Origin of the sequence: Nocardioides sp. LS1, from assembly GCF_003865225.1 — a bacterium.
Taxonomy (GTDB): domain Bacteria; phylum Actinomycetota; class Actinomycetes; order Propionibacteriales; family Nocardioidaceae; genus Nocardioides; species Nocardioides ginsengisegetis.
This window is the reverse complement of the sequence record NZ_BIFF01000002.1, coordinates 295,405-318,909: the sequence shown is the minus strand read 5'-3', so window position 1 is coordinate 318,909 and position 23,505 is coordinate 295,405. Positions and strand designations below refer to the sequence as shown.

23 protein-coding genes are annotated in these 23,505 nt (G+C 71.0%); 13 read left to right on the top strand and 10 right to left on the bottom strand.

Features of this window, described 5'->3' with window-relative positions:
- The first annotated feature begins 5 nt into the window (after nucleotides 1-5).
- Nucleotides 6-227 carry a hypothetical protein gene (locus EJF31_RS06285; RefSeq protein ID WP_125036263.1) on the top strand — a complete coding sequence of 74 codons (222 nt, stop codon included), beginning with the start codon at nucleotides 6-8 and terminating at the stop codon, nucleotides 225-227.
- Between the two features lie 68 nt (nucleotides 228-295).
- Nucleotides 296-2,065, top strand: coding sequence for a hypothetical protein (locus EJF31_RS06280; RefSeq protein WP_125036262.1), 1,770 nt, complete (start codon nucleotides 296-298; stop codon nucleotides 2,063-2,065).
- Between the two features lie 331 nt (nucleotides 2,066-2,396).
- Here the strand turns inward: EJF31_RS06280 and EJF31_RS06275 are convergent, their stop codons facing one another.
- Nucleotides 2,397-2,759, bottom strand: a complete 363-nt coding sequence (locus EJF31_RS06275; RefSeq protein ID WP_125036261.1) for a cupin domain-containing protein — start codon at nucleotides 2,757-2,759, stop codon at nucleotides 2,397-2,399.
- A 65-nt stretch (nucleotides 2,760-2,824) separates the two neighbouring features.
- Between EJF31_RS06275 and EJF31_RS06270 the strand changes: the two genes are divergently transcribed.
- Entirely contained in the window at nucleotides 2,825-3,223 is a 399-nt protein-coding gene (locus EJF31_RS06270) for a VOC family protein (protein WP_125036260.1), read from the top strand.
- Between the two features lie 12 nt (nucleotides 3,224-3,235).
- Here EJF31_RS06270 and EJF31_RS06265 read toward each other — a convergent pair whose 3' ends face one another.
- Nucleotides 3,236-4,570 carry a hypothetical protein gene (locus EJF31_RS06265; RefSeq protein ID WP_125036259.1) on the bottom strand — a complete coding sequence of 445 codons (1,335 nt, stop codon included), beginning with the start codon at nucleotides 4,568-4,570 and terminating at the stop codon, nucleotides 3,236-3,238.
- 137 nt (nucleotides 4,571-4,707) lie between these two features.
- On the opposite strand from EJF31_RS06265, the gene EJF31_RS06260 reads away from it, so the two are divergent.
- Nucleotides 4,708-5,082, top strand: a complete 375-nt coding sequence (locus tag EJF31_RS06260; protein ID WP_125036258.1) for a VOC family protein — start codon at nucleotides 4,708-4,710, stop codon at nucleotides 5,080-5,082.
- Nucleotides 5,083-5,104: 22 nt separating this feature from the next.
- Here EJF31_RS06260 and EJF31_RS06255 read toward each other — a convergent pair whose 3' ends face one another.
- The 5 genes from EJF31_RS06255 to EJF31_RS06235 all read right to left on the bottom strand — a co-directional run bounded on the left by EJF31_RS06255 (nucleotide 5,105) and on the right by EJF31_RS06235 (nucleotide 11,078).
- Nucleotides 5,105-6,448, bottom strand: coding sequence for a hypothetical protein (locus EJF31_RS06255; RefSeq protein ID WP_125036257.1), 1,344 nt, complete (start codon nucleotides 6,446-6,448; stop codon nucleotides 5,105-5,107).
- Nucleotides 6,449-6,584: 136 nt separating this feature from the next.
- Nucleotides 6,585-7,556, bottom strand: coding sequence for an acyl-CoA dehydrogenase family protein (locus EJF31_RS06250; protein ID WP_125036256.1), 972 nt, complete (start codon nucleotides 7,554-7,556; stop codon nucleotides 6,585-6,587).
- Nucleotides 7,556-8,428, bottom strand: a complete 873-nt coding sequence (locus tag EJF31_RS06245) for an acyl-CoA dehydrogenase family protein (protein ID WP_125036255.1) — start codon at nucleotides 8,426-8,428, stop codon at nucleotides 7,556-7,558. The genes EJF31_RS06250 and EJF31_RS06245 overlap by 1 nt, the downstream gene beginning before the upstream one ends.
- Nucleotides 8,425-9,603, bottom strand: a complete 1,179-nt coding sequence (locus tag EJF31_RS06240; RefSeq protein WP_125036254.1) for an acyl-CoA dehydrogenase family protein — start codon at nucleotides 9,601-9,603, stop codon at nucleotides 8,425-8,427. Before EJF31_RS06240 ends, EJF31_RS06245 begins: the two co-directional genes overlap by 4 nt.
- Nucleotides 9,594-11,078, bottom strand: a complete 1,485-nt coding sequence (locus tag EJF31_RS06235; protein WP_125036253.1) for a FadD3 family acyl-CoA ligase — start codon at nucleotides 11,076-11,078, stop codon at nucleotides 9,594-9,596. The genes EJF31_RS06240 and EJF31_RS06235 overlap by 10 nt, the downstream gene beginning before the upstream one ends.
- Before the next feature lie 21 nt (nucleotides 11,079-11,099).
- Between EJF31_RS06235 and EJF31_RS06230 the strand changes: the two genes are divergently transcribed.
- The 6 genes from EJF31_RS06230 to EJF31_RS06205 all read left to right on the top strand — a co-directional run bounded on the left by EJF31_RS06230 (nucleotide 11,100) and on the right by EJF31_RS06205 (nucleotide 17,240).
- Nucleotides 11,100-12,278: an acyl-CoA dehydrogenase family protein gene (locus tag EJF31_RS06230; RefSeq protein ID WP_125036252.1), complete on the top strand. Its 1,179-nt coding sequence runs from the start codon at nucleotides 11,100-11,102 to the stop codon at nucleotides 12,276-12,278.
- Nucleotides 12,275-13,069: an SDR family oxidoreductase gene (locus EJF31_RS06225; protein WP_125036251.1), complete on the top strand. Its 795-nt coding sequence runs from the start codon at nucleotides 12,275-12,277 to the stop codon at nucleotides 13,067-13,069. Before EJF31_RS06230 ends, EJF31_RS06225 begins: the two co-directional genes overlap by 4 nt.
- Complete coding sequence (locus tag EJF31_RS06220) at nucleotides 13,062-13,667, top strand: TetR/AcrR family transcriptional regulator (RefSeq protein WP_125036250.1); 606 nt, start codon at nucleotides 13,062-13,064, stop codon at nucleotides 13,665-13,667. The genes EJF31_RS06225 and EJF31_RS06220 overlap by 8 nt, the downstream gene beginning before the upstream one ends.
- Complete coding sequence (locus tag EJF31_RS06215; protein WP_125036249.1) at nucleotides 13,660-14,808, top strand: acetyl-CoA C-acetyltransferase; 1,149 nt, start codon at nucleotides 13,660-13,662, stop codon at nucleotides 14,806-14,808. The genes EJF31_RS06220 and EJF31_RS06215 overlap by 8 nt, the downstream gene beginning before the upstream one ends.
- A 111-nt stretch (nucleotides 14,809-14,919) precedes the next feature.
- A complete protein-coding gene (locus EJF31_RS06210) occupies nucleotides 14,920-16,794 on the top strand; it encodes a glycoside hydrolase (protein WP_125036248.1) in 1,875 nt (624 codons plus the stop codon).
- A complete protein-coding gene (locus EJF31_RS06205; RefSeq protein ID WP_125036247.1) occupies nucleotides 16,791-17,240 on the top strand; it encodes a hypothetical protein in 450 nt (149 codons plus the stop codon). Before EJF31_RS06210 ends, EJF31_RS06205 begins: the two co-directional genes overlap by 4 nt.
- Before the next feature lie 18 nt (nucleotides 17,241-17,258).
- Here the strand turns inward: EJF31_RS06205 and EJF31_RS06200 are convergent, their stop codons facing one another.
- On the bottom strand, nucleotides 17,259-18,137 hold the full coding sequence (locus tag EJF31_RS06200) for an alpha/beta fold hydrolase (protein ID WP_185736156.1): 879 nt from the start codon (nucleotides 18,135-18,137) through the stop codon (nucleotides 17,259-17,261).
- Between the two features lie 279 nt (nucleotides 18,138-18,416).
- Here EJF31_RS06200 and EJF31_RS06195 point away from each other — a divergent pair, with 279 nt between their 5' ends.
- A complete protein-coding gene (locus EJF31_RS06195; protein ID WP_221767480.1) occupies nucleotides 18,417-20,420 on the top strand; it encodes a M4 family metallopeptidase in 2,004 nt (667 codons plus the stop codon).
- Nucleotides 20,421-20,452: 32 nt separating this feature from the next.
- Here the strand turns inward: EJF31_RS06195 and EJF31_RS06190 are convergent, their stop codons facing one another.
- Complete coding sequence (locus EJF31_RS06190) at nucleotides 20,453-20,914, bottom strand: hypothetical protein (protein ID WP_125036245.1); 462 nt, start codon at nucleotides 20,912-20,914, stop codon at nucleotides 20,453-20,455.
- Between the two features lie 36 nt (nucleotides 20,915-20,950).
- Between EJF31_RS06190 and EJF31_RS06185 the strand changes: the two genes are divergently transcribed.
- The gene (locus EJF31_RS06185) at nucleotides 20,951-21,940 is read left to right on the top strand and encodes a GNAT family N-acetyltransferase (RefSeq protein WP_125036244.1); all 990 of its coding nucleotides are present in this window, start codon (nucleotides 20,951-20,953) and stop codon (nucleotides 21,938-21,940) included.
- The gene (locus tag EJF31_RS06180) at nucleotides 21,937-22,335 is read left to right on the top strand and encodes a RidA family protein (protein WP_125036243.1); all 399 of its coding nucleotides are present in this window, start codon (nucleotides 21,937-21,939) and stop codon (nucleotides 22,333-22,335) included. Before EJF31_RS06185 ends, EJF31_RS06180 begins: the two co-directional genes overlap by 4 nt.
- 42 nt (nucleotides 22,336-22,377) lie before the next feature.
- On the opposite strand, the gene EJF31_RS06175 is transcribed toward EJF31_RS06180, so the two are convergent.
- Complete coding sequence (locus tag EJF31_RS06175; protein WP_125036242.1) at nucleotides 22,378-23,487, bottom strand: SRPBCC domain-containing protein; 1,110 nt, start codon at nucleotides 23,485-23,487, stop codon at nucleotides 22,378-22,380.
- Nucleotides 23,488-23,505 lie beyond the last annotated feature (18 nt).

The following is a 23,505-nucleotide window of genomic DNA, read 5'->3' as shown; positions in this document are numbered from 1 at the left end:
AACCCATGCCGAACGACACCAGCTACGACGTCCGGACCGAGATGCTCGAGGCGCTCATCTCCAAGGTGGGGACCGAGCGGTTCCCGTCCTCGACGACGCTCGACATCATCGAATCCCTGCTCGCGCCCGAGGACGTGCCGGTCTACGCGGAGGTCCTGCTCGAGCACGTGCGCACCGAGAACTTCCCCAGCGTCTCGATGATGCGGAGGATCCAGCGGCTGGCGTGACCGGACCACCTGGCGTCATCACGGCATTCCGGTGACGGGGGCCGGTTCTTTACTTTACGGTTCCCGGCGTGATGCGACGGGGGAGCGCGGCGCTGGCCGCTGCCACGACACTGATGATGGGTCTCGCCGGTGGGGTGCTGCCGGCGTCGGGGACGGAGGGCCCTCCGGGGCATGAGCGGGCTGAGCCGGGACCGACGGTCACCGTGGCGACGAACGCCGATCGCGACAAGGTGCAGATCGATGTCTACAAGCGCATCGTCGACCAGATGGACCAGCGCTTCTACTGGGACGGTGACGTCGCCTCCTGCAGCCCGGGCACCTCGAGGAACGATCCCGGCAAGGCGAACAACGTCGTCGACGAGCTGCGCGACCTGGTTCATCTCGGGGTGTCCGCCTGGCCGGAGGTGTTGACCGTCGAGGCTCGGGCGGCCGCCCTGATGACGGCGGCGGCGGGGACCTTCCGGAGCGACCCGCCCGCCGATGCGCACTGTGCAACGCCGGATGGACTCGCCGGCTCCCGAGATGGTGTGGGCGCCATCGGGCGGCGGCTCCGCCTGATCACGGACGCGGTCTCCGGCGCCGGAGATCCCGACCTCACGTGGCGGCGCAGGATCCTCGCCCCGACTCAGGACCCGACGTTCGGCATCGGGGCTGCGGACGGGGCACGTGTCCTGGTCGCCCCTGAGTCCACAGGACTCGCCGTGCCGGGCACGGCGCTCCGTGCCTGGCCGAGCGCCGGCTACTTCCCGATGGCGCTCGAGCCCGGCGGACGATGGTCCCTGACCGGCGTCGCCGGGGAGATCGACTTCAGTGCGGCCACGGTCGTCGTGACCGACGCGGGAGGGGCCCAGCTTCCCGTGACCCACGCACGTGTCATCGACGACAGCACCGCCACCACGCTCGCGTGGGACCTCGCCGGACTGCCCGGGGCCGGGGCTCTGGCTGCGGACGAGGCGTTGCACGTGACCGTCGACGGAGCCCGTGTCAGTGGCTCGGTCGCTCCCCTGGCGTACGACGTCGTCCTGATGCCGGAGCAGGAGCTCTCGGTCGATGCGAAGGGCTTTGCCATCACCGGCCAGCTGAGCGCTGGATCCCGACTCGGCATCACCCGCCTGAAGTACACGCCGACGCAGGACGACCAGTCCTGTCAGTGGTTCCGTGACGGAGCCGCCGTCGATGGTGACTGCACGGGCCACGTCGTCACGGCCGACGACCCGGGTCACCGGATCACCGTCACCGTGACTGCGCTGCGCGAGTTCTTCCGGCCCAACAGCATCACGACGGGGTACGGCGACGCGCCCCTGCCCGGCACGTTGGCGCTCAAGGCCGGGGTCGCGATCAGCGGATCGGGGACGGCGTTCAAGAGGATGGCCCTGAAGTCGGCGTCGATCGAGCCACAGCCGACGAAGCTCGACTGCCAGTGGCTCCTCGACGGCGCGCCGATCCCAGGGGCCACGGACTGTCGCTACTTCCCCGATGCCAGCACGGTCGGCGGTGGGGTCTCCCTGCAGATCACCGCGCACCTGTCGGGCTACGAGGACCTGGTCGCCACCTCGAGGGTGGTCACGATCCGGCCCGCGCACATCAGGCCCGTGAGCCGGCCGGTCATCACGGTGGCGGGTCGTCGGCTGAGCGCGTCGACCGGGACGTGGTCGGCGACGCCCGAGACGGTGATCTACCAGTGGACCGTGGCCGGGGTCGACGTGCCGGGCGCCACGGGATCGACGTACCGCGTGCGGCAGACCGACGCCCACAAGCTGGTGCGCGTCATCGTCACCGTGGGCAAGCCGGGCTACATCACCCAGTCCAAGGCGTCGGCGGCAGTGCGCGTGCAGTAGGCGCCGTCCGGCATGCCGAACGCCCGGTGTCGGTCGGACATGCACGGGGGTCATGTCCGGGCCGAACACCGGGCGCTCGGGGTCTGGGGTGGGCTCTCAGCCCTGGGTGTTGCGGGGTTGCCCGGACCAGGTCACGCGACGTGGATTCGCGACGGAGTGCATGTCGGTTGCGGTCTTCATGGTGCTCACTTCCTGGTCCGGGCTTCAGAACCGGTCTGCCGGCCCCCATGAGAGAAGACTTCCAAGCGGGTCCCACCTCAACAAGGGACTACGGCGAACCTTGGGGGAGGCATGCGGGACCCTTGAGGAGAACCAGAGACAACGGCCCGGATCAGCGGTCCACGTTGACCGTGGGGATCCCGCCGCCGACGCGTGCGATCACGGCGAGCGACGGCAGGTCGGTCGGGTTGCTCTCGCGGTGGACGGTGAACGCGGGGACGTGGACGAAGTCGCCGGCGTGCGCGTCGAGGTGGCCGTCGTACCCCTCGAACTCGAGCCGCAGGATGCCCGATACGACGTACAGGCTGGACTCGTTGACGTCGTGGTGGTGCCAGCCGGAGACGGCGCCGGGGGCGGTGACGACCTGGCCGGCCCAGAGCATCGGGAGCTCGAACGCGAGCTTGCGCTCCATCCCCGGCGTCGGGTCAGCGGCGACGAGGTCGTCGAGTCGGAACACCTGCACCGGCTGCGTCATGCGGCCAGTCTGCCCCAGTCTCGGCTGGCTAGGGTGGACAGCTCCGACTCGATGGGAGCATCCGCATGACCGCCTCCGGCCAGCACATCCCCGGTGTGGGCACCGTCTATCTCGCGGTGACCGATCAGGATCGCGCACTCGCGTTCTACCGCGACAAGCTGGGCTTCGAGGTGCGCACGGACACGGAGTTCGGCGAGGGCTTCCGGTGGGTCGAGGTGGCTCCTGCGGGCGCCTACACCGTGATCGCCCTCGTCCCGCCGATGGGCGAGGACGACCCGCAGCCCGGTGGCAGGTCGCCGTTCGGCTTCGACACGCCCGACCTCGAGGCGGCGATGGCGGAGCTGGGCTCGCGCGGGGTCGAGTTCGAGGACGTGATGGGTGGTGAAGGCCCGGTGCCGCCGATGGCGTACTTCCGCGACCCCGACGGCAACCGGATCCTCCTGGTTGAGGAGACCGCGCGCTGACCCGTGGCGTGATCAGAGCGCGTCGAGGACGAGCAGCGCGAGCCCCTGCGTGATGTCGTCGCCGTCGAAGAGACAGTCGCCGATGTGAGTCGAGATCGTGCGGGTGCCGCGATGGTCGGTCACGCGGTAGCGGCGGTGAGGTGTGCGCCAGACGTAGAGGCCGGGCCAGGGTTGCCGCACGCTCATCCGGCCATGGGTCTTGATGCGGTGGTGATGTCGGGTCAACGGGCCGCCGTTGCCGGTGTTGGTCTGCCCCGGAGGGCCGTGCGGGTCGAAGGGGACGGAGTGGTCGACGTCGCGACGGCCGGTGGTGGCCACGGCGTAGGGGAAGCAGTCGGCGGGCGTGCGCAGGAGCACCGCCTCGCGCAGTGAGCCGGTGAACTCGTAGGCGTCGGACGAGAGCTCCTGGGTGAGGTCGATGACCGGCTTGATGGTGACGTGCCGGTGACCCAGGATGTGGCGCGCGTGGGCCAGCGTGATCGGGCCGTCCTGCTCGAAGCGGGCGACCCCGTCGGCGTCGCGGGTGAAGTCGGTCTCGGTCAGGTGGAGGTAGAGGACGGCCGGCGCTCCGTGTGGTGTTGACGGGCGGCGACCCGCGAGCAGCTCGGACGCGTGCTCGGGGTTGGCAAGGATGCCCAGCGCCTTGGAGCGGCGTACGTCGATCGCCGCCTCGTCGCCCTCGGCGGCGAGCAGCTCGGCGACCCGGGCGATCGTCGCGTCGAGGGCGAGCGCGTCGGTGTCCTCGAGCCGGGCGTAGAGGTGACGGTTGCCGGCCTTCGGCTCGCGGTCGAGGGTGGCGAAGCGGGTGTCAGTGGCTCCCTCGCGCTCGCGGTCGGCCGTCTCGTTGTCGGCGGCCAGCACCATCGCCTCGACGGTGCGGAGCAGCCGTGACGGCGGCAGCGTGGCAGCGACGTCGGCCAGGGCGCGGTCGACCTCGGCGACCTGCAGCGACGTCAGGCCACGCGTGAGGGACGCGACCTTGCGGGCCACCCAGTCGGGCATCGCGAGGTGGTGGACGACGGCGGTCCAGAAGCTGGGGAGCCGATGCCGAAGGTCGAGCGCGTCCGCGATCAGGTGGCGCGCGGCGATGGGATGGATCTCCAGGCTCAGGCCGAGCTCGGCGGGGCAGAGGTCGGCGACCTCGGGCGTCCCTTCGCCACCCATCCGGACCGCCTGCTCGCCGCCGCGCGGCGTGTAACCGAACTGTCCGATGGTCTCGCCCGGGTGCTGGTCGGCCCAGGCGACGGCCAGGCAGAGGATCTCGGCCTCGGCGGCCCGCTTGGCCCGGAGCGCGCGCTCGGCCGCAGTGAGGATGTCACCGGGGGAGTCGACGGGTCCGAGAGCCATGACTCATTCTATCGAACAGACGTTCGAACGACAAGCGTTCTAGTGAGTCAGACTTTCTTGCAGAGAGTGGACTGCCGAGCGACGCCCTCGTGCGACACACTCGATTGCCAGACTGTGCCGACGCTGAGGGGTCCACCGTGTTAGCAGCCAGTGACGTGATTGCTTTCGCTTCGACGACGGACCTGGCCAGGGCCCGTTCCTTCTACGAGGCCACGCTGGGGCTCCCCGTTGTCGATGAGAGCGCGTACGCATGCGTGTTCGATGCCCATGGCACGATGCTGCGCGTCACGGCCGTCGCCGAGGTCGCCCACCCGGGCTACACCGTGCTCGGCTGGCGGGTGATGGACATCAGTGAGACCGTCGCGCGACTGGAATCCCGCGGGGTCGCATTCGCTCGCTACGACGGCATGGGGCAGGACGCCCACGGCGTGTGGACGACCCCGAACGGCGATCGTGTCGCGTGGTTCGCCGATCCCGATGGGAACGTCCTGTCCCTCACCCAGTTCCGGTGAAACCCCCTGCTCGCGCGCTCATTCAGATGGGGCTGTGGAGGAGGTCGAGGAGCTCGGGCGCGAGGTCGGCGGCCGGACGCGCGAACACCTCGACCTCGTCGGGCGAGAGCCGCATCCGGTGCGTGAGCGCCGAGGTCAGGCAAGACGACCACCAACGCGACGTGCCTGAGATGACCGGTGCGCAGGCAGCGGACGTCACGGCCCAACCCATGAGCATGTCCACGACGCGCGCGTACTCAGGGTCCTCCTCGTAGGAGATGGCGTGGCGGGCTGCCACTGCGATCCTCTGGAACGGCGCCAATCCGTCGACAAGGCGTTCGGCCGCCGCGATCACCTCACCGCTCGCCAGCCACTCGGTGCCCGGCGGTGTGCCCTCGGGCAAGGTCGCGGACAACCACGGTCCGAGGCCCGCGAGCCGCACCCTCGTCCCGGCGTCCTCGCCCAGCACTTCAGCTGCCAGGGCCGACAGGAAGGCATCGGCGAACAGCCGGGTCAGGGCATCGCTGAAGCGGTCGCGCTCCAGCCGATCTGCGTCGTCGCCGAGCAACAGGTCCACGGTGCGGGCCCAGGTGTCGGTCGTGCGCCCGGGGTGCGACGCCCCGACCGTGCGGATCACGTCCTGACGAAGCTCCTCGACCGCGTCGTCGAGGCCAAGGGAGCGTCCGGCGGAGGCGGCCACGACCGCTGGCCAGATCGCCTTGCCGCCCATCTCGACGTCGAACGCGAGGGTGAGGAAGCCCGCCATCGTCTCTTCGTCCGCGGACCAGATCTGGCCAGCTCGCGCGAGCACGAGGGGCGTGCGGGGGCCGTAGCGCTGGGAGGGGTCGAAGGATGCGCGTCCGGTCGATCGCCAGACCCCGGGGATCCTTGCGGACCTCGAGCCGTCACGCAGAGGCTTGAGCTGGATTCGGAGGCGTGCCCGCTCCTCAGTCGTCAGAGCCGTGCGCGGGCCGCGCGGTGTGCGCTCGAGCGACCAGCGCACGGGCAGCACGGTCGCCCCGGCGTCCGTTCCGAACGCCTCGAGGTCTTCACGATCCTCCGGCGGGTCGAGCTGGAAGGTGACCCGGGCCAGGCCGTCGTCGTACTCATGGGTCCATGAGTCACCCACGGCAACACGACCCTCGAGCAGTCGGAAGGCGATCTCGTTGAGGATGCGACACATGTCCTGGGCGCTGAACCGCCAGTCGGGAGCGGGGTCGTCACCCAGGCTGGCGTGGCAGCGGAGGTGCAGCTCGGCCACGCCGCGGTCGGCGAGTCCGATCGTGTAGGCGAAGTCGGTCCACGGGCGTTCGTTGCAGAACACGCTCTGGACGATCCAGGTGGGGCGCTCGTGCGGGTTGTGCTCGTGCCGGGTTGTTGCGGTCATGGTGGCTCCTGTCGGCTGGGAGCTTCGAGCACAACAGGGGGCGTCGACAGCGCTGCTTGATCTCCACAGGCCGGCGGCGAGGGCTTGTCCGGGGGATGCCTGTGGACGTTGCGTGGCCCTCGATGACTGCCGGAGGTCAGAGCTCCACGAGGGCCCGGTGCGAGGCCGCCGACCCGAACAGCTGCCCGAGCGCGTGCGCCCGCTTGAAGACCAGCTGGGCGTCGTGCTCCCACGTGATCGCGATCCCGCCGTGCATCTGGACCGTCTCGGCGGCGACCCGGGCGAGCGCGTCCGAGCAGTAGGCCTTGGCGACGTGGGCCAGCCGCTCGGCGTCGGGAGCATGCGTGGCCACGGCGTACGACGCGGCCCACGACGCCGACCGCGACATCTCCACGACCACGAGCAGGTCGGCCATCCGGTGCTTGAGCGCCTGGAACGACCCGATCGGGCGCCCGAACTGCACCCGTTCCTTGCTGTAGGCCACCGTCATGTCGAGGGCGCGCGCGGCCAGTCCGGTCTGGAGGGCCGCGACCCCCACGGCGCCGACCAGGGCAGCACGCGACCGCGCGGCGCCGCCGTCACCGATCGGGGTGGCGGTGGCAGGGTCGCAGTGCACCGTCGCCAGCCGGATCGTCTGGTCCATCGTCGGTGTCCACGTCCGCTCGGCGGCGGCGGGGTCGACCTCGAACAGGTCCTCACCGGAGGCCACGACCAGCACGGAGGCGAGGTCGCCGTCGAGCACGTCCCGCGCGTCCGCCCCCTCGACGAACGTCCCCACCTCGCCGGCCGCGAGCCGCGGGAGGAGCCGCGCCCGGGCCTCCTCGGAGCCACCCGCCAGCAGCGCCTCGGACGTGACCAGCGAGGCCAGCAGGGGCGACGGCACCAGCGACCGGCCGACCTCCTCGAGCGCGACCAGCGACTCGAAGAGCGTGAACCCCGCGCCGCCGTAGTGCTCGGGGATCCCCAGCGCCGCCACGCCGATCTGCTCGCACAGGGTCTGCCACAACGCTTCGTCGTAGATCGCGACGCGGGCGTCGCCGCGCTTGCCCAGCAACGACCGGACGGTCGCCGCGAGCTCCGCCTGCTCCGCTGTCAGCGCGAACTCCATCAGAGCCCCGCCAGCACGGCCGCGCGGTGGTGGGCGGGGGTGCCCCAGGCAGTGACCAGCGCGCGGACCTTCGTGATCCAGAGGCTCAGGTCGAGCTCCTGCGTGTAGCCGACAGCGCCGTGCACCTGCAGAGCCGTGCGCGAGGCGAGGTACGCCGCGTCCGCGCACGCCACCTTGGCCGCCGACGCCGGCACCTCCCCGAGCGCGGCTCCGAAGACGAGCGGGCGGGCGAAGGCCAGGGCGATGTGCACGTCGGCCAGCCGGTGCTTGATCACTTGGTACGAGCCGATCTCGCGGCCGAACTGGCGACGCTGCTTCACGTAGGCCACCGAGTCGGCGAGCAGCCGCTCGCCACAGCCCAGCAGCTGCGCCGAGGTGGCGAGGACAGCCAGGTCGAAGGCGGGCTCGCTGGTCTCGGCAGGCTCGACCGACGAAGCGACCTCGAAGAGCCGCCGGGTCCGGTCGACCGAGACCCGCATCGCGCCGACGCCGGCGATCGGCGTGCTGCCGACGTACACCTGGTCGGCGACGTCGGCGTCGAGCGCCCAGGGCACGTGCGGCGGCAGTGCGACGGTCGCGATGCCGTCGACCTCGTGGCCGAAGGCGCGGGGGAGGTACGCCGCGGACTCGACCCAGGGGCCGGGCACGGCGTGGCGCCCCAGCGCCTCGAAGGCGATGACCAGCTCGACCGGGCTCGCGTCGGTGGCCAACGACGTGACGCCCTGCTCGGCCAGCCGCGCCCAGAGCTTGAGCCCCGGGCCGCTGTCACCGTCGGCCCAGGCGCGAGCGACGGCAACGGTGTCGGAGGAGGCGAGGAGCGCCTCCAGCGAGGCCGCGAAGTCGCGCTGATCATCGGTGAGCGCGAACCTCATCGACCCGCCCCCTTCGGCTCGCCCCGTGGTTCCCTGGGCAGGCCGAGGATCCGCTCGGCCACGATGTTGCGCTGGATCTCGTTGGTGCCGGCGTAGATCGGCCCGGACAGCGCGAAGGTGTAGCCGTCGAGCCAGGCCGACTCGACCTCCGCGTCCGGCCCGAGCAGGTCGAGGGCGGTCTCGTGCAGCGCGATGTCGAGCTCGGACCAGAAGACCTTGTTGACCGACCCGTCGGCGCCGACGTCGCCACCCTCGGCCAGCCGGGTCACCGTGCCCCAGGTGTAGAGCCGGTAGGCCTGCGCCCTGATCCAGGCGTCGGCGACGCGGTCGGCGGTCTCGGCAGGCTCGACCAACGAGTGGTGGAGCTGGACCAGCCGGTCGGCGGCGGCGCAGAACCGGCCGGGGGAGCGCAGCGACAGGCCGCGCTCGTTGCCGGCGGTGCTCATCGCGACCCGCCAGCCGTCGCCGGGCGCCCCCAGTACGTCGCTGTCGGGCACGAAGACGTCCTCGAAGAAGATCTCGGCGAAGCCGGCCTCGCCGTCGAGCTGGGCGATCGGACGGACCGTCACACCCTCGGCGTCCAGCGGGAAGAGGAAGTACGTCAGCCCCGCGTGCCGCTGCGCCTCGGGGTCGGAGCGGAACAGGCCGAATCCCCAGTGGGCGAAGGCCGCCCGCGACGACCAGGTCTTCTGCCCGTTGAGCAGCCAGCCGCTCTCCCCGGTGGTCGAGCCTGCCGAGACCCGACGGGCCGTCGAGCGCAGCGACGCCAGGTCGGAGCCGGCCTCGGGCTCGGACCACGCCTGCGCCCAGATCCGCTCGCCGGTGGCCATGGTGGGCAGGAACCGCTCCTGCTGCTCCGGCGTCCCGTGCTCGAAGAGGATCGGCGCCAGCAGGAAGATGCCGTTCTGCGAGACCCGGCCGGGCGCACCGGCGCGGTAGTACTCCTCCTCGAACAGCACCCACTCCACGAGGGAGGCCTCGCGACCGGAGTACGCCGCGGGCCACGACACCACCGACCACCGGGCCTCGGCGAGGCGCGCCTCCCACGCCTGGTGGGCGCGGAACCCCTCGGCCGTGTCCATCGAGGGCAGCGGCTCGGCGGGCACGTTCGCCGCCAGCCAGGCACGCGCCTCCTCGCGGAACGCCACCTCGGCCTCGGAGAGGGTCAGGTCCATCGCTTCCTCAGCTCCGTCTTGAGCACCTTGCCGGACAGGTTGCGCGGCAGCGCCTCGACCACCTCGACGTGCCGCGGCACCTTGAAGTTGGCCAGCCGCTCCCGGGCGAACGCGAGCACGTCGTCGGGCCCGGCCGTGCCCGCCGAGACCACGACGTACGCCGTGCCGACCTCGCCGAGCCGGTCGTCGGGCACGCCCACGACCGCGACGTCCGCCACGCCCTCCATCCGGGCCAGCACCTGCTCGACCTCGGCGGGATAGACGTTGAAGCCGCCGGAGATGTACATGTCCTTGAGCCGGTCGGTGATCGTCAGGTTGCCGGCCGCGTCGAGGGTGCCGACGTCGCCGGTGTGCAGCCAGCCGTCGGCGTCGATGGCCTCGGCCGTGGCGGCCGGGTCGTCGAGGTAGCCCAACATCACGTGGTCGCCGCGGACCAACAGCTCGCCCTGGTCGCCGATCCGCGTCTCCATGCCGGGGACCGCCCGCCCACACGTGGTCGCCACGGTCTCGGCCGAGTCGTCCTTGCGGCACATCGTCACGACCACGGCCTCGGTCATCCCGAACGCCGTGACCACGTGGTCGATGCCGAGCTCCTGCCTCATCCGCTCGATCAGGACCACCGGCACCACGGCTGCGCCCGTCACCGCCAGCCTCAGGGAGGAGAGGTCGTGGTCGGCGCGGCCCGGAGCGGCCAGCAGGGACTGGTAGATCGTGGGCGCGCCGGGCAGCAGCGTGATCCGCTCGGACTCGATCAGCCGCATCGTGGCCTCGACGTCGAAGACCGGCACGGGGTAGAGGGTCGCGCCGGTCAGCAGCCCGACCACGATCCCGATCTTGTAGCCGAAGGAGTGGAAGAACGGGTTGACCACGAGGTAACGGTCCTCGGCCGTCACGCCACCGAGCGTCGCCCACGCGTCGGCCACGCCGATCGTCTGCCGGTGGGCGCTCATCGCGCCCTTGGACCGTCCGGTCGTGCCCGAGGTGAACAGGATGTCAGCCACGTCGTCGGGCCCGGGCTCGGGTAGGGCACCCCCGGCCGTCCGTTGACCGAGCCTTTCGAGATCGGTCACCTCGTGCAGGTCGACCACCCGGGCCGTGACCCCGGCGTCGGCGAGCTCGCGACGCTGGTCGCGGCCGAGGAAGCCCTCGTGGAGGACGACGAGCACGGCATGGGTGCGGGCCACGACGTCGGCGACCTCGGGCCCGACGTACCGGGAGTTGACCGGGACCAGCACGCCCCCGGCGTACGAGACGGCGAGCGCGGCGATCGCCCACGCGGTGCTGTTGGGTCCCCACAGGACGACGCGGTCGCCGGCGCGGACGCCTGCCTCGACGTACGCCGAGGCCGTCGCCTCGACCCGCGCGAGCAGGCCGGCGTAGGAGAGCGTGCGGCCCTCCTCGACGTAGGCCGGGTGGTCGCCGAAGCGCTCCGCGGCGGAGCGGAGCAGGGCGGGCAACGTGCGCGTACCAAGCATTTGCTTGGTAGGCTACCACCCGTGGACCTGACCTACTCCGAGGCGGACCAGGCTTTTCGCGCCGACGCGCGCGCCTGGCTCGAGGAGCACCTGAGCGGCGAGTACGCCGCGCTCCGGGGCCTCGGCGGGGCCGGCCGCGACCACGAGGCGCACGACGAGCGGCTCGCCTGGAACCGGCACCTCGCCGCGCACGGCTGGACCTGCCTGGGCTGGCCGACCGAGCACGGTGGCCGTGGGTTGAGCCTGTGGCAGCAGGTGATCTTCCACGAGGAGTACGCCCGGGCCGACGCCCCCGCACGCGTCAACCACCTCGGTGAGGAGCTGCTCGGCCCGACCCTGATCGAGCACGGCACGCCCGCCCAGCAGGAGCGGTTCCTGCCGCGGATCCGCGCCGTCGAGGAGCTCTGGTGCCAGGGCTACTCCGAGCCCGGCGCCGGCTCCGACCTGGCCAACGTCCAGTCGAAGGCGCGCCGGGACGGGGACGCATGGGTCCTCGACGGGCAGAAGGTGTGGACCTCCAACGCCCACGAGTCCGACTGGATCTTCGTGCTCGCGCGCACCGAGCCCGGGTCGCGGCGCCACGAGGGGCTGTCGTTCCTGCTGGTGCCGATCGACCAGGAGGGCGTCGAGGTGCGGCCGATCGAGCAGCTGACCGGCGGCTCGGAGTTCAACGAGGTCTTCTTCACCGGCGCCCGCACCGACGCCGACCTCGTCGTCGGTGAGCCCGGCCGCGGCTGGGCGGTGGCGATGTCGCTGCTCGGCCACGAGCGCGGCGTGTCCGTGCTCGGCCAGATCGTCGGTTTCTCCCGCGAGCTCGGCGCGCTCGTCGACGTCGCGCGCGGCAACGGCACCCTCGACGACCCGCTGCTGCGCGACCGGCTCGCCCGCGCCACCGTCGAGCTCGAGGTGATCCGGCTCAACGCCCTGCGCTCCCTCGGCGGCACGGACCGTCCTGCCGGAGCGGACTCGATCGCCAAGCTGGTCTGGGCTGGCTGGCACCAGCGCCTCGGTGAGCTCGCGATGGACGTCCTGGGTCCGGCCGGCCTGACCGCGCGACCGGGGGCGACGTACGAGCTCGACGAGTGGCAGCGGCTCTATCTCTTCTCGCGCGCCGACACGATCTACGGCGGCAGCGACGAGGTCCAGCGCAACATCCTCGCCGAGCGCGTGCTCGGCCTACCCCGGGAGGCTCGCGGATGACCGCACCCCAGCACGCACCCCCGTACGTGCCCGGCCACGACCTGCTCGCCGGCAAGGTGGTCGTCGTGACCGCCGCGGCCGGCGCGGGCATCGGCGCCGCCGTCGTACGCCGCGCGCTCGAGGAGGGCGCCCGCGCGGTCGTCTTCAGCGACACCCACGAGCGGCGGCTGGCCGAGGCCGAGCAGGCGCTCGCTGCAGAGTTCGGCGCGGACCGCGTGCGCCAGCTGGTCTGCGACGTCACCGACGAGGGCCAGGTCGGCGCGCTGCTCGACGCGGCCGACGAGCTCGGTGGGGTCGACCTCATGGTCAACAACGCCGGGCTCGGCGGCACCGCCAACGTCCTGGAGATGACCGACGAGGAGTGGCTGCGCGTCCTCGACATCACGCTGACCGGCACCTTCCGGTGCGTGCGGGCGGCCGGGCAGCGGATGGTCGCGGCGGGCAAGCGGGGCGTGATCGTCAACAACGCCTCGGTGATCGGCTGGCGGGCGCAGGAGGGGCAGGCGCACTACGCGGCCGCGAAGGCGGGCGTGATGGCGCTGACCCGCTGCTCGGCCCTCGACCTCGCGCCGCACGGGATCCGCGTCAACGCGGTCAGCCCGAGCCTGGCGATGCACCCGTTCCTGGCCAAGGTCACGTCCGACGAGCTGCTCGACGAGCTCATGCAGCGAGAGGCGTTCGGCCGGGCGGCCGAGCCGTGGGAGGTTGCCAACGTGATGGTGTTCCTGGCCAGTGACTACGCGTCGTACCTCACCGGTGAGGTCGTCTCCGTGAGTAGCCAACATGCCTAGGGTCTCGACAGGCTCGACCACCGAGGGCAATCGACGGGACGAGCTCCTGGCCATCGCGGCCGGCCTGTTCGCGGAGAAGGGCTTCAAGAACACGACGGTCCGCGACATCGCCGAGGCGTCGGGGATCCTGTCCGGAAGCCTCTACCACCACTTCGACTCCAAGGAGTCGATGGTCGACGAGATCCTGTCGTCCTTCCAGGAGCAGCTCTTCGCCGACTACGACGCCGTGCTCAGGAGCGACGCCGACGCGCGCACCAAGATCGAGCAGGCGGTGCGGCTGTCCTTCCGGGCGATCCACGAGCACCGGCACGAGGTCGCGATCTTCCAGAACGAGGCCGACTACCTCGGCGGCTTCGACAGGTTCGCCTACCTCGCCGAGCGCAACGCCCAGTCCCGCGACGTCTGGATCACGCTGCTCACCGAGGGCGTCGCGTCCGGCGCGCTCCGTGCGGACCTCGACATCGAGCTGACCTACCGCTTCATCCGCGACACCGTCTGGGTCGCGGTCCGGTGGTACCGCCCGGGCGGCTCGCTCTCGCACGAGGACGTCGCCGACCAGTACCTCCGCATCCTCCTGGACGGGATCTCACATGCCTGAGGCCTACATCGTCGACGCCGTCCGCACCCCGGTCGGCAAGCGTGGGGGAGCGCTGGCCGGGATGCACTCGGCCGACCTCGCGGCCCACACGATCGGCGCGCTGGTGCGCCGTACGGGCATCGACCCGGGCGCCGTCGACGACGTCGTCCTCGGCTGCTGCGACACGATCGGCTCCCAGGCCGGCGACGTCGCCCGCACGGCCTGGCTGGTCGCCGGGCTGCCCGACCACGTCCCCGGCGTCACCATCGACCGGCAGTGCGGCTCGTCGCAGCAGGCGGTGCACTTCGCCGCGCAGGGCGTCATGTCCGGCACGCAGGACCTCGTCGTCGCCGGGGGAGTGCAGAACATGTCGGCGATCCCGATCTCGGCCGCGATGCTGGCCGGCCAGCCCTACGGCTTCTCCACGCCGTTCGCGGAGTCGCCCGGCTGGCAGGCGCGGTACGGCGACCAGGAGGTCAGCCAGTTCCGCTCGGCGGAGATGATCGCGGAGAAGTGGGACATCTCCCGGGAGGACATGGAGGCGTTCGCGCTGGCCTCCCACGACCGGGCTCGGCAGGCGATCGCCGAGGGCCGGTTCGTCCGCGAGATCGAAGCCGTAGGGGACGTTGCGGTTGACCAGTGCCCCCGCGAGACGAGCCTGGAGAAGATGGCGGCGCTCCAGCCGCTGGCCGAGGGCGGCCGGATCACCGCGGCGGTGGCCAGCCAGATCTGCGACGCCTCGACTGCGATGCTGATCGCGTCCGAGCGGGCCGTCCGCGACCACGGCCTGACCCCGCGGGCGCGCATCCACCACCTCTCGGTCCGCGGCGACGACCCGGTCTGGATGCTCACCGGGCCGATCCGCGCCACCCGTCACGCCCTCGAGCGCACCGGCCTCACGGTCGACGACATCGACCTCTTCGAGTGCAACGAGGCCTTCGCGTCCGTCGTGCTCGCCTGGATGCAGGAGCTCGACGTGCCGCACGAGAAGGTCAACGTCAATGGCGGGGGCATCGCCCTGGGCCACCCGATCGGCGCCACCGGCACCCGCCTGATGACCACGCTCCTGGGCGAGCTCGAGCGCACCGGCGGTCGCTACGGGCTGCAGACCATGTGCGAGGGCGGGGGTCAGGCCAACGTGACCATCATCGAGCGCCTCTGATCGACTGGTCCACCCCGGCGATAACCTCGCGGCCGCGGCGTCGTTGTGCCAGCATCCCGTGGCGTCGCCCCATCCGTCGGTGACGTCGCCCGCCTTGCGAAGGACCTCCGCATGTCTCTTCTTCAGCGCCGCTTGCTCGTCGGGGGCGTGGCACTCGCCGCCTCCGCAGCCTTCATGGCGATCGCCCCGTCCGCCCCGGCCTCGGTCGATGCCTCCACCATCACCGTGCCGTCGTCGCCGGGACACGTCAGGACCGCGTGGCAGGGCAACGCGCCGTTCAACAACGGCAACTCCGGCCTGGTGTGGGGCCAGGTCGGCATCGACGACCCGACCGGTGCCTGCGACCCGGCGAACCCCACCCTCAACAGCCAGCACCAGGTGCACGTGTCCTTCCCCAAGAGCCTGCCGCAGGGCTACGAGACGCTCGTGCGCTTCTCGGTGAAGTGGACCGACGACGCCGGCGCCAACACCACCAACGACCTCGCGATGTACCTCTACGGTCCCGACGGCAAGCTGGTCGCAGCCTCCGACGGGTCGCAGAACCTCGAGGGCATCAACGTCACCTCCCGCACCCCCGGCACCTACAACGTGCTGGTCTGCGCCTTCCAGAACCCGCCGACCGGCACCGTCTACACCGGCTCGGCCACGGCGTACACGATCAAGCCGGGCAAGGTCGCCACCTCGAAGGCCACGGCGCCGACCTACCACCAGTTCAGTGCCCCGGCGGGGGTCGCCGACAACGCGGGCGAGCCCAGCATCGGCAACAACTGGAAGTCGGGCCACACACTCTTCACCTCCAACACCGACGAGTACGTCGTCACGTTCGACGACAAGGCGCGCACCTCGACCTGGGAGAACGTCAACACCGACCCGACCGACCCGTCGAACAAGATCTCGCTCGACCCGATCGGCTGGACCGACCACACCACGGGCCGCACCCTCGTCAGCCAGCTCTACCTGGCCTGCTCCGCGACGGCCTACTCCGACGACGACTTCGCCTCGCCCGCCACGCCCTCCCAGGGCTGCGGCACCGGCATCAACGGCTTCGACCACCAGACCATCGGCGGCGGCCCCTACCCGCAGGGCATGTCCGGGAGCTACCCGCACGCGGTCTACTACTGCAGCCAGGGCGGGGCCCTGCTGCTCGGCAAGGCCTACTGCTCGCGCAGCGACGACGGCGGTGTCACCTTCGGCTCGCCCGTGGCGCTGTGGAGCACCGAGTGCTCGGGCATCCACGGCCACGTGCAGGTCGGCCCGGACGGCACGGCGTACGTCCCCAACGCGATCTGCGGCGACCGCCAGGGCGTCTCGGTCTCGCGCGACGGCGGGCAGACGTGGAAGGTCCGCACCATCCCAGGCAGCATCGCGGGTCAGTCCGACCCCTACGTCGGCATCGGCAAGGACAACACGCTCTACGTCTCCTACGCCGACGGCACCGGCGAGGCACGCGTCGCGATCTCGCGGGACCACGGCAAGACCTGGACGCGCAACCTCAACATCGGCAGCCTCGCCGGCATCCGCAACACCGAGTTCGCGATGGTCGTGGCCGGCGACGGCAACCGCGCGTCGGTCGCGTTCCTCGGCACGAAGACCCCGGGCTCGACCCAGGCGGCGTCCTTCGGCAAGTCCGCCGACGGCACGACCTTCACCGGCGGCGCCTGGCACCTCTACGTCGCCACGACCTACGACCGCGGCGCGACGTGGACGATGGTCAACGCGACCCCCCACGACCCGGTGCAGCGCGGCTGCGTCTGGAACTCCGGCGGCAGCAACCCGTGCCGCAACCTGCTCGACTTCGACGGCATCACCATCGACCGGACCGGCCATGTGATGGTCGGGTTCGCCGACGGCTGCGTGAGCCCGGCCCTCGACAAGGCCAGCGACTGCGTCGCCAGCGACAAGGTGGCGGACAACGGGCTGGTCAACCACGGCGCGATCCTGCGGCAGCTGTCCGGCCGGACGCTGTTCGCGAAGTACGACCGATGACGGGGACCGTCAGGCCCCGCGTCGCCGGGATGGTGCTGGCGACGCTGGGCCTGACGCTCACGTCGGCGTGCGGGGGATCGTCGGAGGCGAAGGACGCGCCCGTCCCCGCGTGCATGCAGAGCCTGTCTCCGGCATCCGTCCCCAGCGACGGCACCTTCCCGAAGAACTGGCCCTTCCCGCCGGGCACCGTGGTCACCGCCACCGAGGAGGTGCCCGGTGGTGGCCTGGCCGTGACCGCGCAGGTCGGCTCGGACTTCGAGAAGGTGCTGCCCTTCATGCAGCACGATCTCGAGGACGCCGGGTTCGTGGCCACGCAGGGTGAGGCCGAGCACGACGACGCCGAGGCCACCTGGTCCGGCAACGGCTACGCGGGCACGTGGGCCATCCGGAGCTCCGACACGTGCGAGGGAACGACGCTGATGCAGGTGGCCGCGGCCAAGCAGTGAGCTCGGGCGCGAGACGATTCAGTGCTTGGTTGCGAGTCGATCGACCTCGCGCACCGCGTGGGCGATGACGTCCGGGACGACCGGCTCCATGAAGTGTGGCGCGTCCACCGCACGCAGGATGCCCGGAGAGAACCGGTCGACATACGCCCTCCGCGCGCTGAGCAGGCGGGCGTGGTACTTCGGTGACCCGAGCCCGTTCTCGTCGAGCGGGTCCTGCGTCGACGCCAGGTAGACCACGGGGATGTCAGGTTCGCTGCCGATGCCGTGCTGGAGCGACCGGTACAGGTCGACCTGTGCGATCCGCTCCACCGAGCAGCACCGGTCCTCCTCTCGGAAGTGCACGGACCGATCCTCGGGCGGGAGCAGCCGATCCAGGCGCAGCTCGTCCGGGAAGTGCGCGTCGATGAGCACCATCCCCTCCACGTCGTCCGGATGGGCCTGCAGGTACGACGACGCGACGAGCCCTCCGAACGAGGCTGCCATCAGGATGTAGGGCGGCTCCACACCTCCTGCGTGGAGCACCGCCTCCATGTCGTGCAGCATGTCCGCGGGGGTCTGCACGGCGTCGACGGTCTCGCTCGACCCGACGTTGCGACGGTCGTACAAGCACACGCGGTAGTCGCGGACCAGCAGGTCGCGGATCCCCGTGGCGCTGTCGTGCGGCACGTAGCCCGCGTCCTGGACCCAGCCATGCACGTAGACGACGGTGACCGGGCCGTCGCCGGTGCAGGACATGTAGAGGTCGTGCCCGCCGACGTCGTACATGTTCGGCGCCCGCGTGTCGGACGAGCCCGCGTGGTTTCCGCCGCAGCCGGCAAGCGCCGCCGCCAGGAGCACGACCGTCACCACGGCCGCCAGCCGCCGGGGGGCGTCGCCCGCGGCGCTGACGTCGGTCATCACGTCCTCCTCGTCCCGCGACCGCCACGAGGCCGCTCGAGCCCCGCTGTCGACGCTACTCAGCCTTCGGGTCCGCGTCGCCCTGCATGGCGATGATTTCTGCAGGTTCCTGCAGTGCACTTTCGTGCACGTCGAATCCGTTGACCATGCCCACCGCGCGGCGCAAGAGTTCGCGCGGTTCACGTTCTCGGGTTGAAGTTCTGCATGTGTTTCCGAGCCGAGCCAAATCTCATCCATTGAAGGTGGGCTCGTTCGTGAGCCCTGAACTGAGGAGATCGAGTGAAGAGACGCGTCGCTGGGGGCTTTACAGCAGCCCTCATCTCGGCGGTGGCGGTGGTGTCGGCACCTATCGGTAGCCAGGCAGCAACCCTCAACCAGGCAGCACACCAGGACTCCAAGGCCCTGGCCGCACAGTCGGCGAGCAGCTTCGTCAAGGGCACCCCGCCCGCGCTGCACGCCAGCAAGTACGACACCTTCCGGGCCCTGCCCGTGCAGTCCTCCAGCGGGCTGCAGTACGTCCCCTACGAGCGCTCCTACCGCGGCCTCCCGGTCGTCGGCGGCGACTTCGTGGTCCGGACGGACTCGGCCGGCAAGGTGCTGGGCACCAGCGTCGCCCAGACGCACGCCACCCAGCTCTCCTCGGTGACCCCCACCATCGGCAAGGGCGCCGCGCGCGCCACCTCGGCCCACCAGGTCAAGGACGCCACCCTCGAGGCCACCCGCCTCGTCGTCCTCCAGCGGGACGCCTCCCGCCTCGCCTGGGAGACCACCGTCAACGGCACCCGCAACGGCGAGGTCTCGCGCCTCACGGTGTACGTCGACGCCCTCACCGGCAAGGTGCTCGCCACCAAGGAGCACGTCGCCGAGGGCACGGGTACGTCGGCCTACGCCGGCACCGTCACGATCCCGACCACGCTGTCGGGATCGACGTACTCGATGAAGAACAGCAACGCCGCCACCCTGGTCTGCCAGGACGCCGCCACCAACGTGACGTTCTCCGGCACCGACGACCTGTGGGGCAACGGCAACGCGACCAGCCGCGAGACCGGCTGCGTCGACGCGTTCTACGCCGCCGAGCAGGAGCGCCAGATGCTCTCGGCCTGGGACGGCCGCAGCGGCATGAACGGCTCCGGCGGCTGGGTCCCGATCCGCGTGGGCCTCGCCGACGTCAACGCCTACTACGACGGCACGCAGGTCCAGGTCGGTCACACCCAGACCGGCGGCAAGTGGATCGGCTCGATCGACGTGGTCGCCCACGAGTTCGGCCACGGCGTAGATGACACCACCCCCGGTGGCATCTCCGGCAACGGCACCCAAGAGTTCGTGGCCGACACGTTCGGCGCCGCCACCGAGTGGTACGCCAACAACGCGACCGACCGCCCGGACTACACCGTCGGTGAGCAGGTCAACCTGGTCGGCTCCGGCCCGATCCGCTACATGTACAACCCGTCGCTGGCCGGCGACAAGAACTGCTACGACTCCACGATCCCGACCGCCGAGGTGCACGCCGCGGCCGGTCCGGGCAACCACTGGTTCTACCTGCTCGCCGAGGGCACCAGCCCCACCGACGGCCAGCCGACCAGCCCGACCTGCAACAGCAGCTCGATCACGGGTCTGGGCATCCAGAAGGCCGCCAAGATCATGTACAACGCGATGCTGATGAAGACGTCGACGTCGTCGTACCTGAAGTACCGCACGTGGACGCTCACCGCGGCCAAGAACCTCTACCCGGGCTCCTGCACCGAGTTCAACACCGTCAAGGCGGCGTGGGACGCGGTCAGCGTGCCGGCTCAGGCGGGCGACCCGACCTGCTCCACCGGTGGTGGCGGCGGCTGCACGGGCCAGCTCATCGGCAACCCCGGCTTCGAGACCGGTGTGGCCACCCCGTGGACCGCGTCGGCCGGCGTCGTGGACAACAGCACCGGTGAGGCCGCCCACGCGGGCAGCTGGAAGGCCTGGATGAACGGCTACGGCGCGACCCACACGGACACGCTGTCCCAGTCGGTCACCATCCCGGCCGGGTGCCGTGGGACGTACTCGTTCTACCTGCACATCGACACCGCCGAGTCCGGCTCGACGGCCTACGACAAGCTGACCGTCAAGGCCGGCTCGACCACGCTGGCGACGTACTCCAACGCGAACGCGGCGGCTGGCTACCAGCTGCGCTCGTTCGACGTCTCGTCGCTCGCCGGCACCACGTTCACCCTGAGCTTCTCCGGAGTCGAGGACGCCTCGCTCCAGACCAGCTTCGTCGTGGACGACGCCGCGCTCAACCTGAGCTGAGCGCCTGCACCAACCCCGACGGCCGTCGTCCCCTACGCGGGGACGGCGGCCGTCGCCTTGCGCCGGGCGGCGGTCAGCGAGACCAGCAGCACGACGTAGGCGACGACGGTGACGAGGGCGGCGACGGTCGCGATCGTGTAGCTCAGGCTCAGCATCGCGTCGTCGTGGCCGAAGACCTGGGTGAGCAGCGAGATGTGGCTGTCCTCGGTGTCGCCGAAGTCGGGCAGGAAGGTGCCGAACACCAGCATGCCGAGCCACGTGACGACCTGGGCGCCGGCCTGGAAGCCGGTCAGCGCGCGCGGGCGGCCCTCCTGGGTGAAGGCCAGGATCGTGGTCACGAGGAGCGCGACCAGGAGCACCAGGGCGACCGGGGCGAGCACGAGGCCGAACCAGCCGAACACCCCGAAGACGAGGCGGCCGATCCAGACCCACACCGTCAGCAGGAGGTTGAGCGGGATCATCAGCAGCAGCGCCTTGCGCCCCAAAGAACTCACGTGCCGAGACGATAGGTGCGGTGCCATGCTCGCGTCATGGAGATCGTGGAGTTCGGCTCGGACGACAGCGGCCTGGTGGCGCGCTTCGTCGACGTGAGCAACGCCGTACGCCGCCACGACGCGCCCTGGCAGCACCTCCGGACCGTGCACGCGGCGACCGGGATGCTGCGGCACGGCTGGGACGGCGAGCCGGCCGTTCCGTTCCTCGCCACGCACGACGGTGACGACGTGGCCGCGGGGGAGTGGCACGTCGGCAACTACGACAACCTGCACATCGCGTGGTTGACGGTGGACGTCCATCCCTCGTTCCGTCGGCGCGGGCACGGGACCGAGCTGCTCGAGGCACTCGTCGACCGGACCCGGGCGGCCGGCCGGACGTCGGTGGGAGGCGACGGCTGGGACAACGAGCTCTCGCGGTCCTTCGCGGCCCGGCACGGCTTCGAGCAGAAGGCCGTCGAGGTCAACCGGCGCCAGCTGCTGGCGGAGGTGGACCCCGCGCTGGTGGACCGGCTGCACGCGGAGGCGGCGGCCGTGGCGGCGGCGTACGAGCTGGTGCGGTGCCCGGCGCGCACGCCGGACGACGAGCTGTCCGCGATGGCCGCGATGGTCTCGGCGATCAACGACGCCCCCACCGACGACCTCGACATCGAGGACGAGGTGTTCAACGCGGAGCGCGTGCGGGCCTACGAGGAGGCGCACGTCGGGCGCGGCATCACCCTGCACCGCCTCGTCGCGCGACACCGGGAGACCGGCGAGCTGGCCGGCCAGACCGTCATCGGCGTCGACCGCGAGCGTCCGCACCTCGGCGACCAGCACGACACGTCGGTCGTCCGCGCGCACCGCGGCCACCGCCTCGGCCTGCTCCTCAAGACCGGGATGCTGCAGTGGCTGCGCGAGGTGGAGCCCCAGATCGAGGAGATCGACACCTGGAACGCCGAGTCCAACAGCTTCATGATCGACGTCAACGAGATGCTCGGCTACCGGATCGTCGGGCGGGCACTGGCCTTCCAGAAGTCGCTCGCGTGAGCCCGGTCGAGCTGGTCCGGGCGCCGGCGTTGGCCGACGAGGTGCCCTACGCCTACGCGGCGGTCGCCAGGGACGCGCGCGCCCTCGTCTTCACCGCCGGCGCCTGCCCGCTCGACGAGCACGGCTCGGTCGTGGCGGTCGGGGACGTGACCGGCCAGGCCGAGCAGGTGATGGTCAACCTCCGCGCCGCCCTCGCCGCGGCCGGGGCCGGGCTCACCGACGTCGTGAAGTCGACCGTTTACGTCGCCTCCCACGACCGGGCCGACCTGGTCGCGGCCTGGGACGTCGTACGTCGCCACTTCGGTGAGCACGACGCCCCCAGCACCCTGCTCGGCGTCGCGGTCCTCGGCTACCCGGACCAGCTGGTCGAGGTCGAGGCCGTCGCCGTCCTGTAGTCGAGCCGGCGCACCTGCCGGCGCGGTCTCGTGAGCGCCAGCTCAGTCGCGGTAGTTGAGGGCGTAGACGCGCTCGGCGTCGGCGAGCTTGTAGGCCCAGTACACAACCAGGTCCTGCTCCCACTCACGCGGCACGCCCTCATGTGTCACCCGCACCGCGGTGGTCCTCGCGTTGTCCCCAGACCCTCCTTCGACCAGGTCGAAGGTGAGACGGGTGGGCTGGCTGAACACTGGGACGAGATCGCCCCAGGTCGGTCGGGCCACACCGTCCGCGGGACAAAGCCAGCTCCACGTCATGGCGACGTGGGACGGGCGCCGGATCTCCAGCCAGGTGCACTCGATCGACGCCGCGCTCCTGCTGCCCATGATGGCGTGCTCCGGCCGGTCGTCGCGGCGACGCAGCCAGAACTGCCCGCCGACGGCGAGTTCTCCCCCAGGGGACGACGCCCCCCACCATCCGTGCAGGTGGGCAAACAACTTGAAGTAGCGCGATCGCTTCCCCACCAGCGAGGCCTCGACGTCGACACGGCTTGTCGCCCCGCTGAGCGTCCTGGCGCCGACCTCGCGGTCGATGTCGCGGCCGATGGCGACGCACGCTGCCATGGCGGCTCCCTCGAGCATCCGCTCGTTCGCCGTGAGCTCGACCCGTTCGTCGGGTCGGGAAAGCCGACTGTCGGCCCGGAGGACCCTCATCGGTGCGGGCGGTGAGGGCCATGCCTCGATCAAGAAGTCTTCGACCACCCGATCGATGTCGACCTCGTCGTCGTCCTCCAGGTCGCGCGCCGCTGCCAGGTCGCGCCCACGGGCACTGACGCGGAGGCGGTAGTCGCCACCGCCTTCGACGAGCGGAATCAGACCGCCCTCCATGAGCTCGCCGACGATGAGTCCCGTCGCACATCGGACGCTCACCTCGACCACGTCTTCCCAGTTCCGCATGAGAGGTGGCTCGTCGCCGTACGCAACTGTCGTTACGTTCACCTGCCCGTCATACCCCCCGGAAATGACAGACACGAACATTGCTACGCCGACATCGTGCGCCACCAGCGAGTTGGCCTCAGATGCTGGGAGAACTAGGTCCTCGTCGGCGTCGGCGTCGCAGATGACGAACTGATTGTTGTCGACTGTGAGACGCGAGGTGTGTTCTGTGCGCACGTCTCCGACCCTAGGCCC

Bases quoted from the DNA above. Each gene is read 5' to 3' on its own strand.
- EJF31_RS06250 (WP_125036256.1), bottom strand. From the start codon at position 7,556: ATGGAGTTCGCGCTGACAGCGGAGCAGGCGGAGCTCGCGGCGACCGTC.
- EJF31_RS06215 (WP_125036249.1), top strand. From the start codon at position 13,660: ATGCCTGAGGCCTACATCGTCGACGCCGTCCGCACCCCGGTCGGCAAG.
- EJF31_RS06225 (WP_125036251.1), top strand. From the start codon at position 12,275: ATGACCGCACCCCAGCACGCACCCCCGTACGTGCCCGGCCACGACCTG.
- EJF31_RS06255 (WP_125036257.1), bottom strand. From the start codon at position 6,448: ATGACCGCAACAACCCGGCACGAGCACAACCCGCACGAGCGCCCCACC.
- EJF31_RS06275 (WP_125036261.1), bottom strand. From the start codon at position 2,759: ATGACGCAGCCGGTGCAGGTGTTCCGACTCGACGACCTCGTCGCCGCT.
- EJF31_RS06235 (WP_125036253.1), bottom strand. From the start codon at position 11,078: ATGCTTGGTACGCGCACGTTGCCCGCCCTGCTCCGCTCCGCCGCGGAG.
- EJF31_RS06205 (WP_125036247.1), top strand. From the start codon at position 16,791: ATGACGGGGACCGTCAGGCCCCGCGTCGCCGGGATGGTGCTGGCGACG.
- EJF31_RS06285 (WP_125036263.1), top strand. From the start codon at position 6: ATGCCGAACGACACCAGCTACGACGTCCGGACCGAGATGCTCGAGGCG.
- EJF31_RS06240 (WP_125036254.1), bottom strand. From the start codon at position 9,603: ATGGACCTGACCCTCTCCGAGGCCGAGGTGGCGTTCCGCGAGGAGGCG.
- EJF31_RS06185 (WP_125036244.1), top strand. From the start codon at position 20,951: ATGGAGATCGTGGAGTTCGGCTCGGACGACAGCGGCCTGGTGGCGCGC.
- EJF31_RS06270 (WP_125036260.1), top strand. From the start codon at position 2,825: ATGACCGCCTCCGGCCAGCACATCCCCGGTGTGGGCACCGTCTATCTC.
- EJF31_RS06265 (WP_125036259.1), bottom strand. From the start codon at position 4,570: ATGGCTCTCGGACCCGTCGACTCCCCCGGTGACATCCTCACTGCGGCC.
- EJF31_RS06210 (WP_125036248.1), top strand. From the start codon at position 14,920: ATGTCTCTTCTTCAGCGCCGCTTGCTCGTCGGGGGCGTGGCACTCGCC.
- EJF31_RS06200 (WP_185736156.1), bottom strand. From the start codon at position 18,137: ATGACCGACGTCAGCGCCGCGGGCGACGCCCCCCGGCGGCTGGCGGCC.
- EJF31_RS06245 (WP_125036255.1), bottom strand. From the start codon at position 8,428: ATGAGGTTCGCGCTCACCGATGATCAGCGCGACTTCGCGGCCTCGCTG.
- EJF31_RS06220 (WP_125036250.1), top strand. From the start codon at position 13,062: ATGCCTAGGGTCTCGACAGGCTCGACCACCGAGGGCAATCGACGGGAC.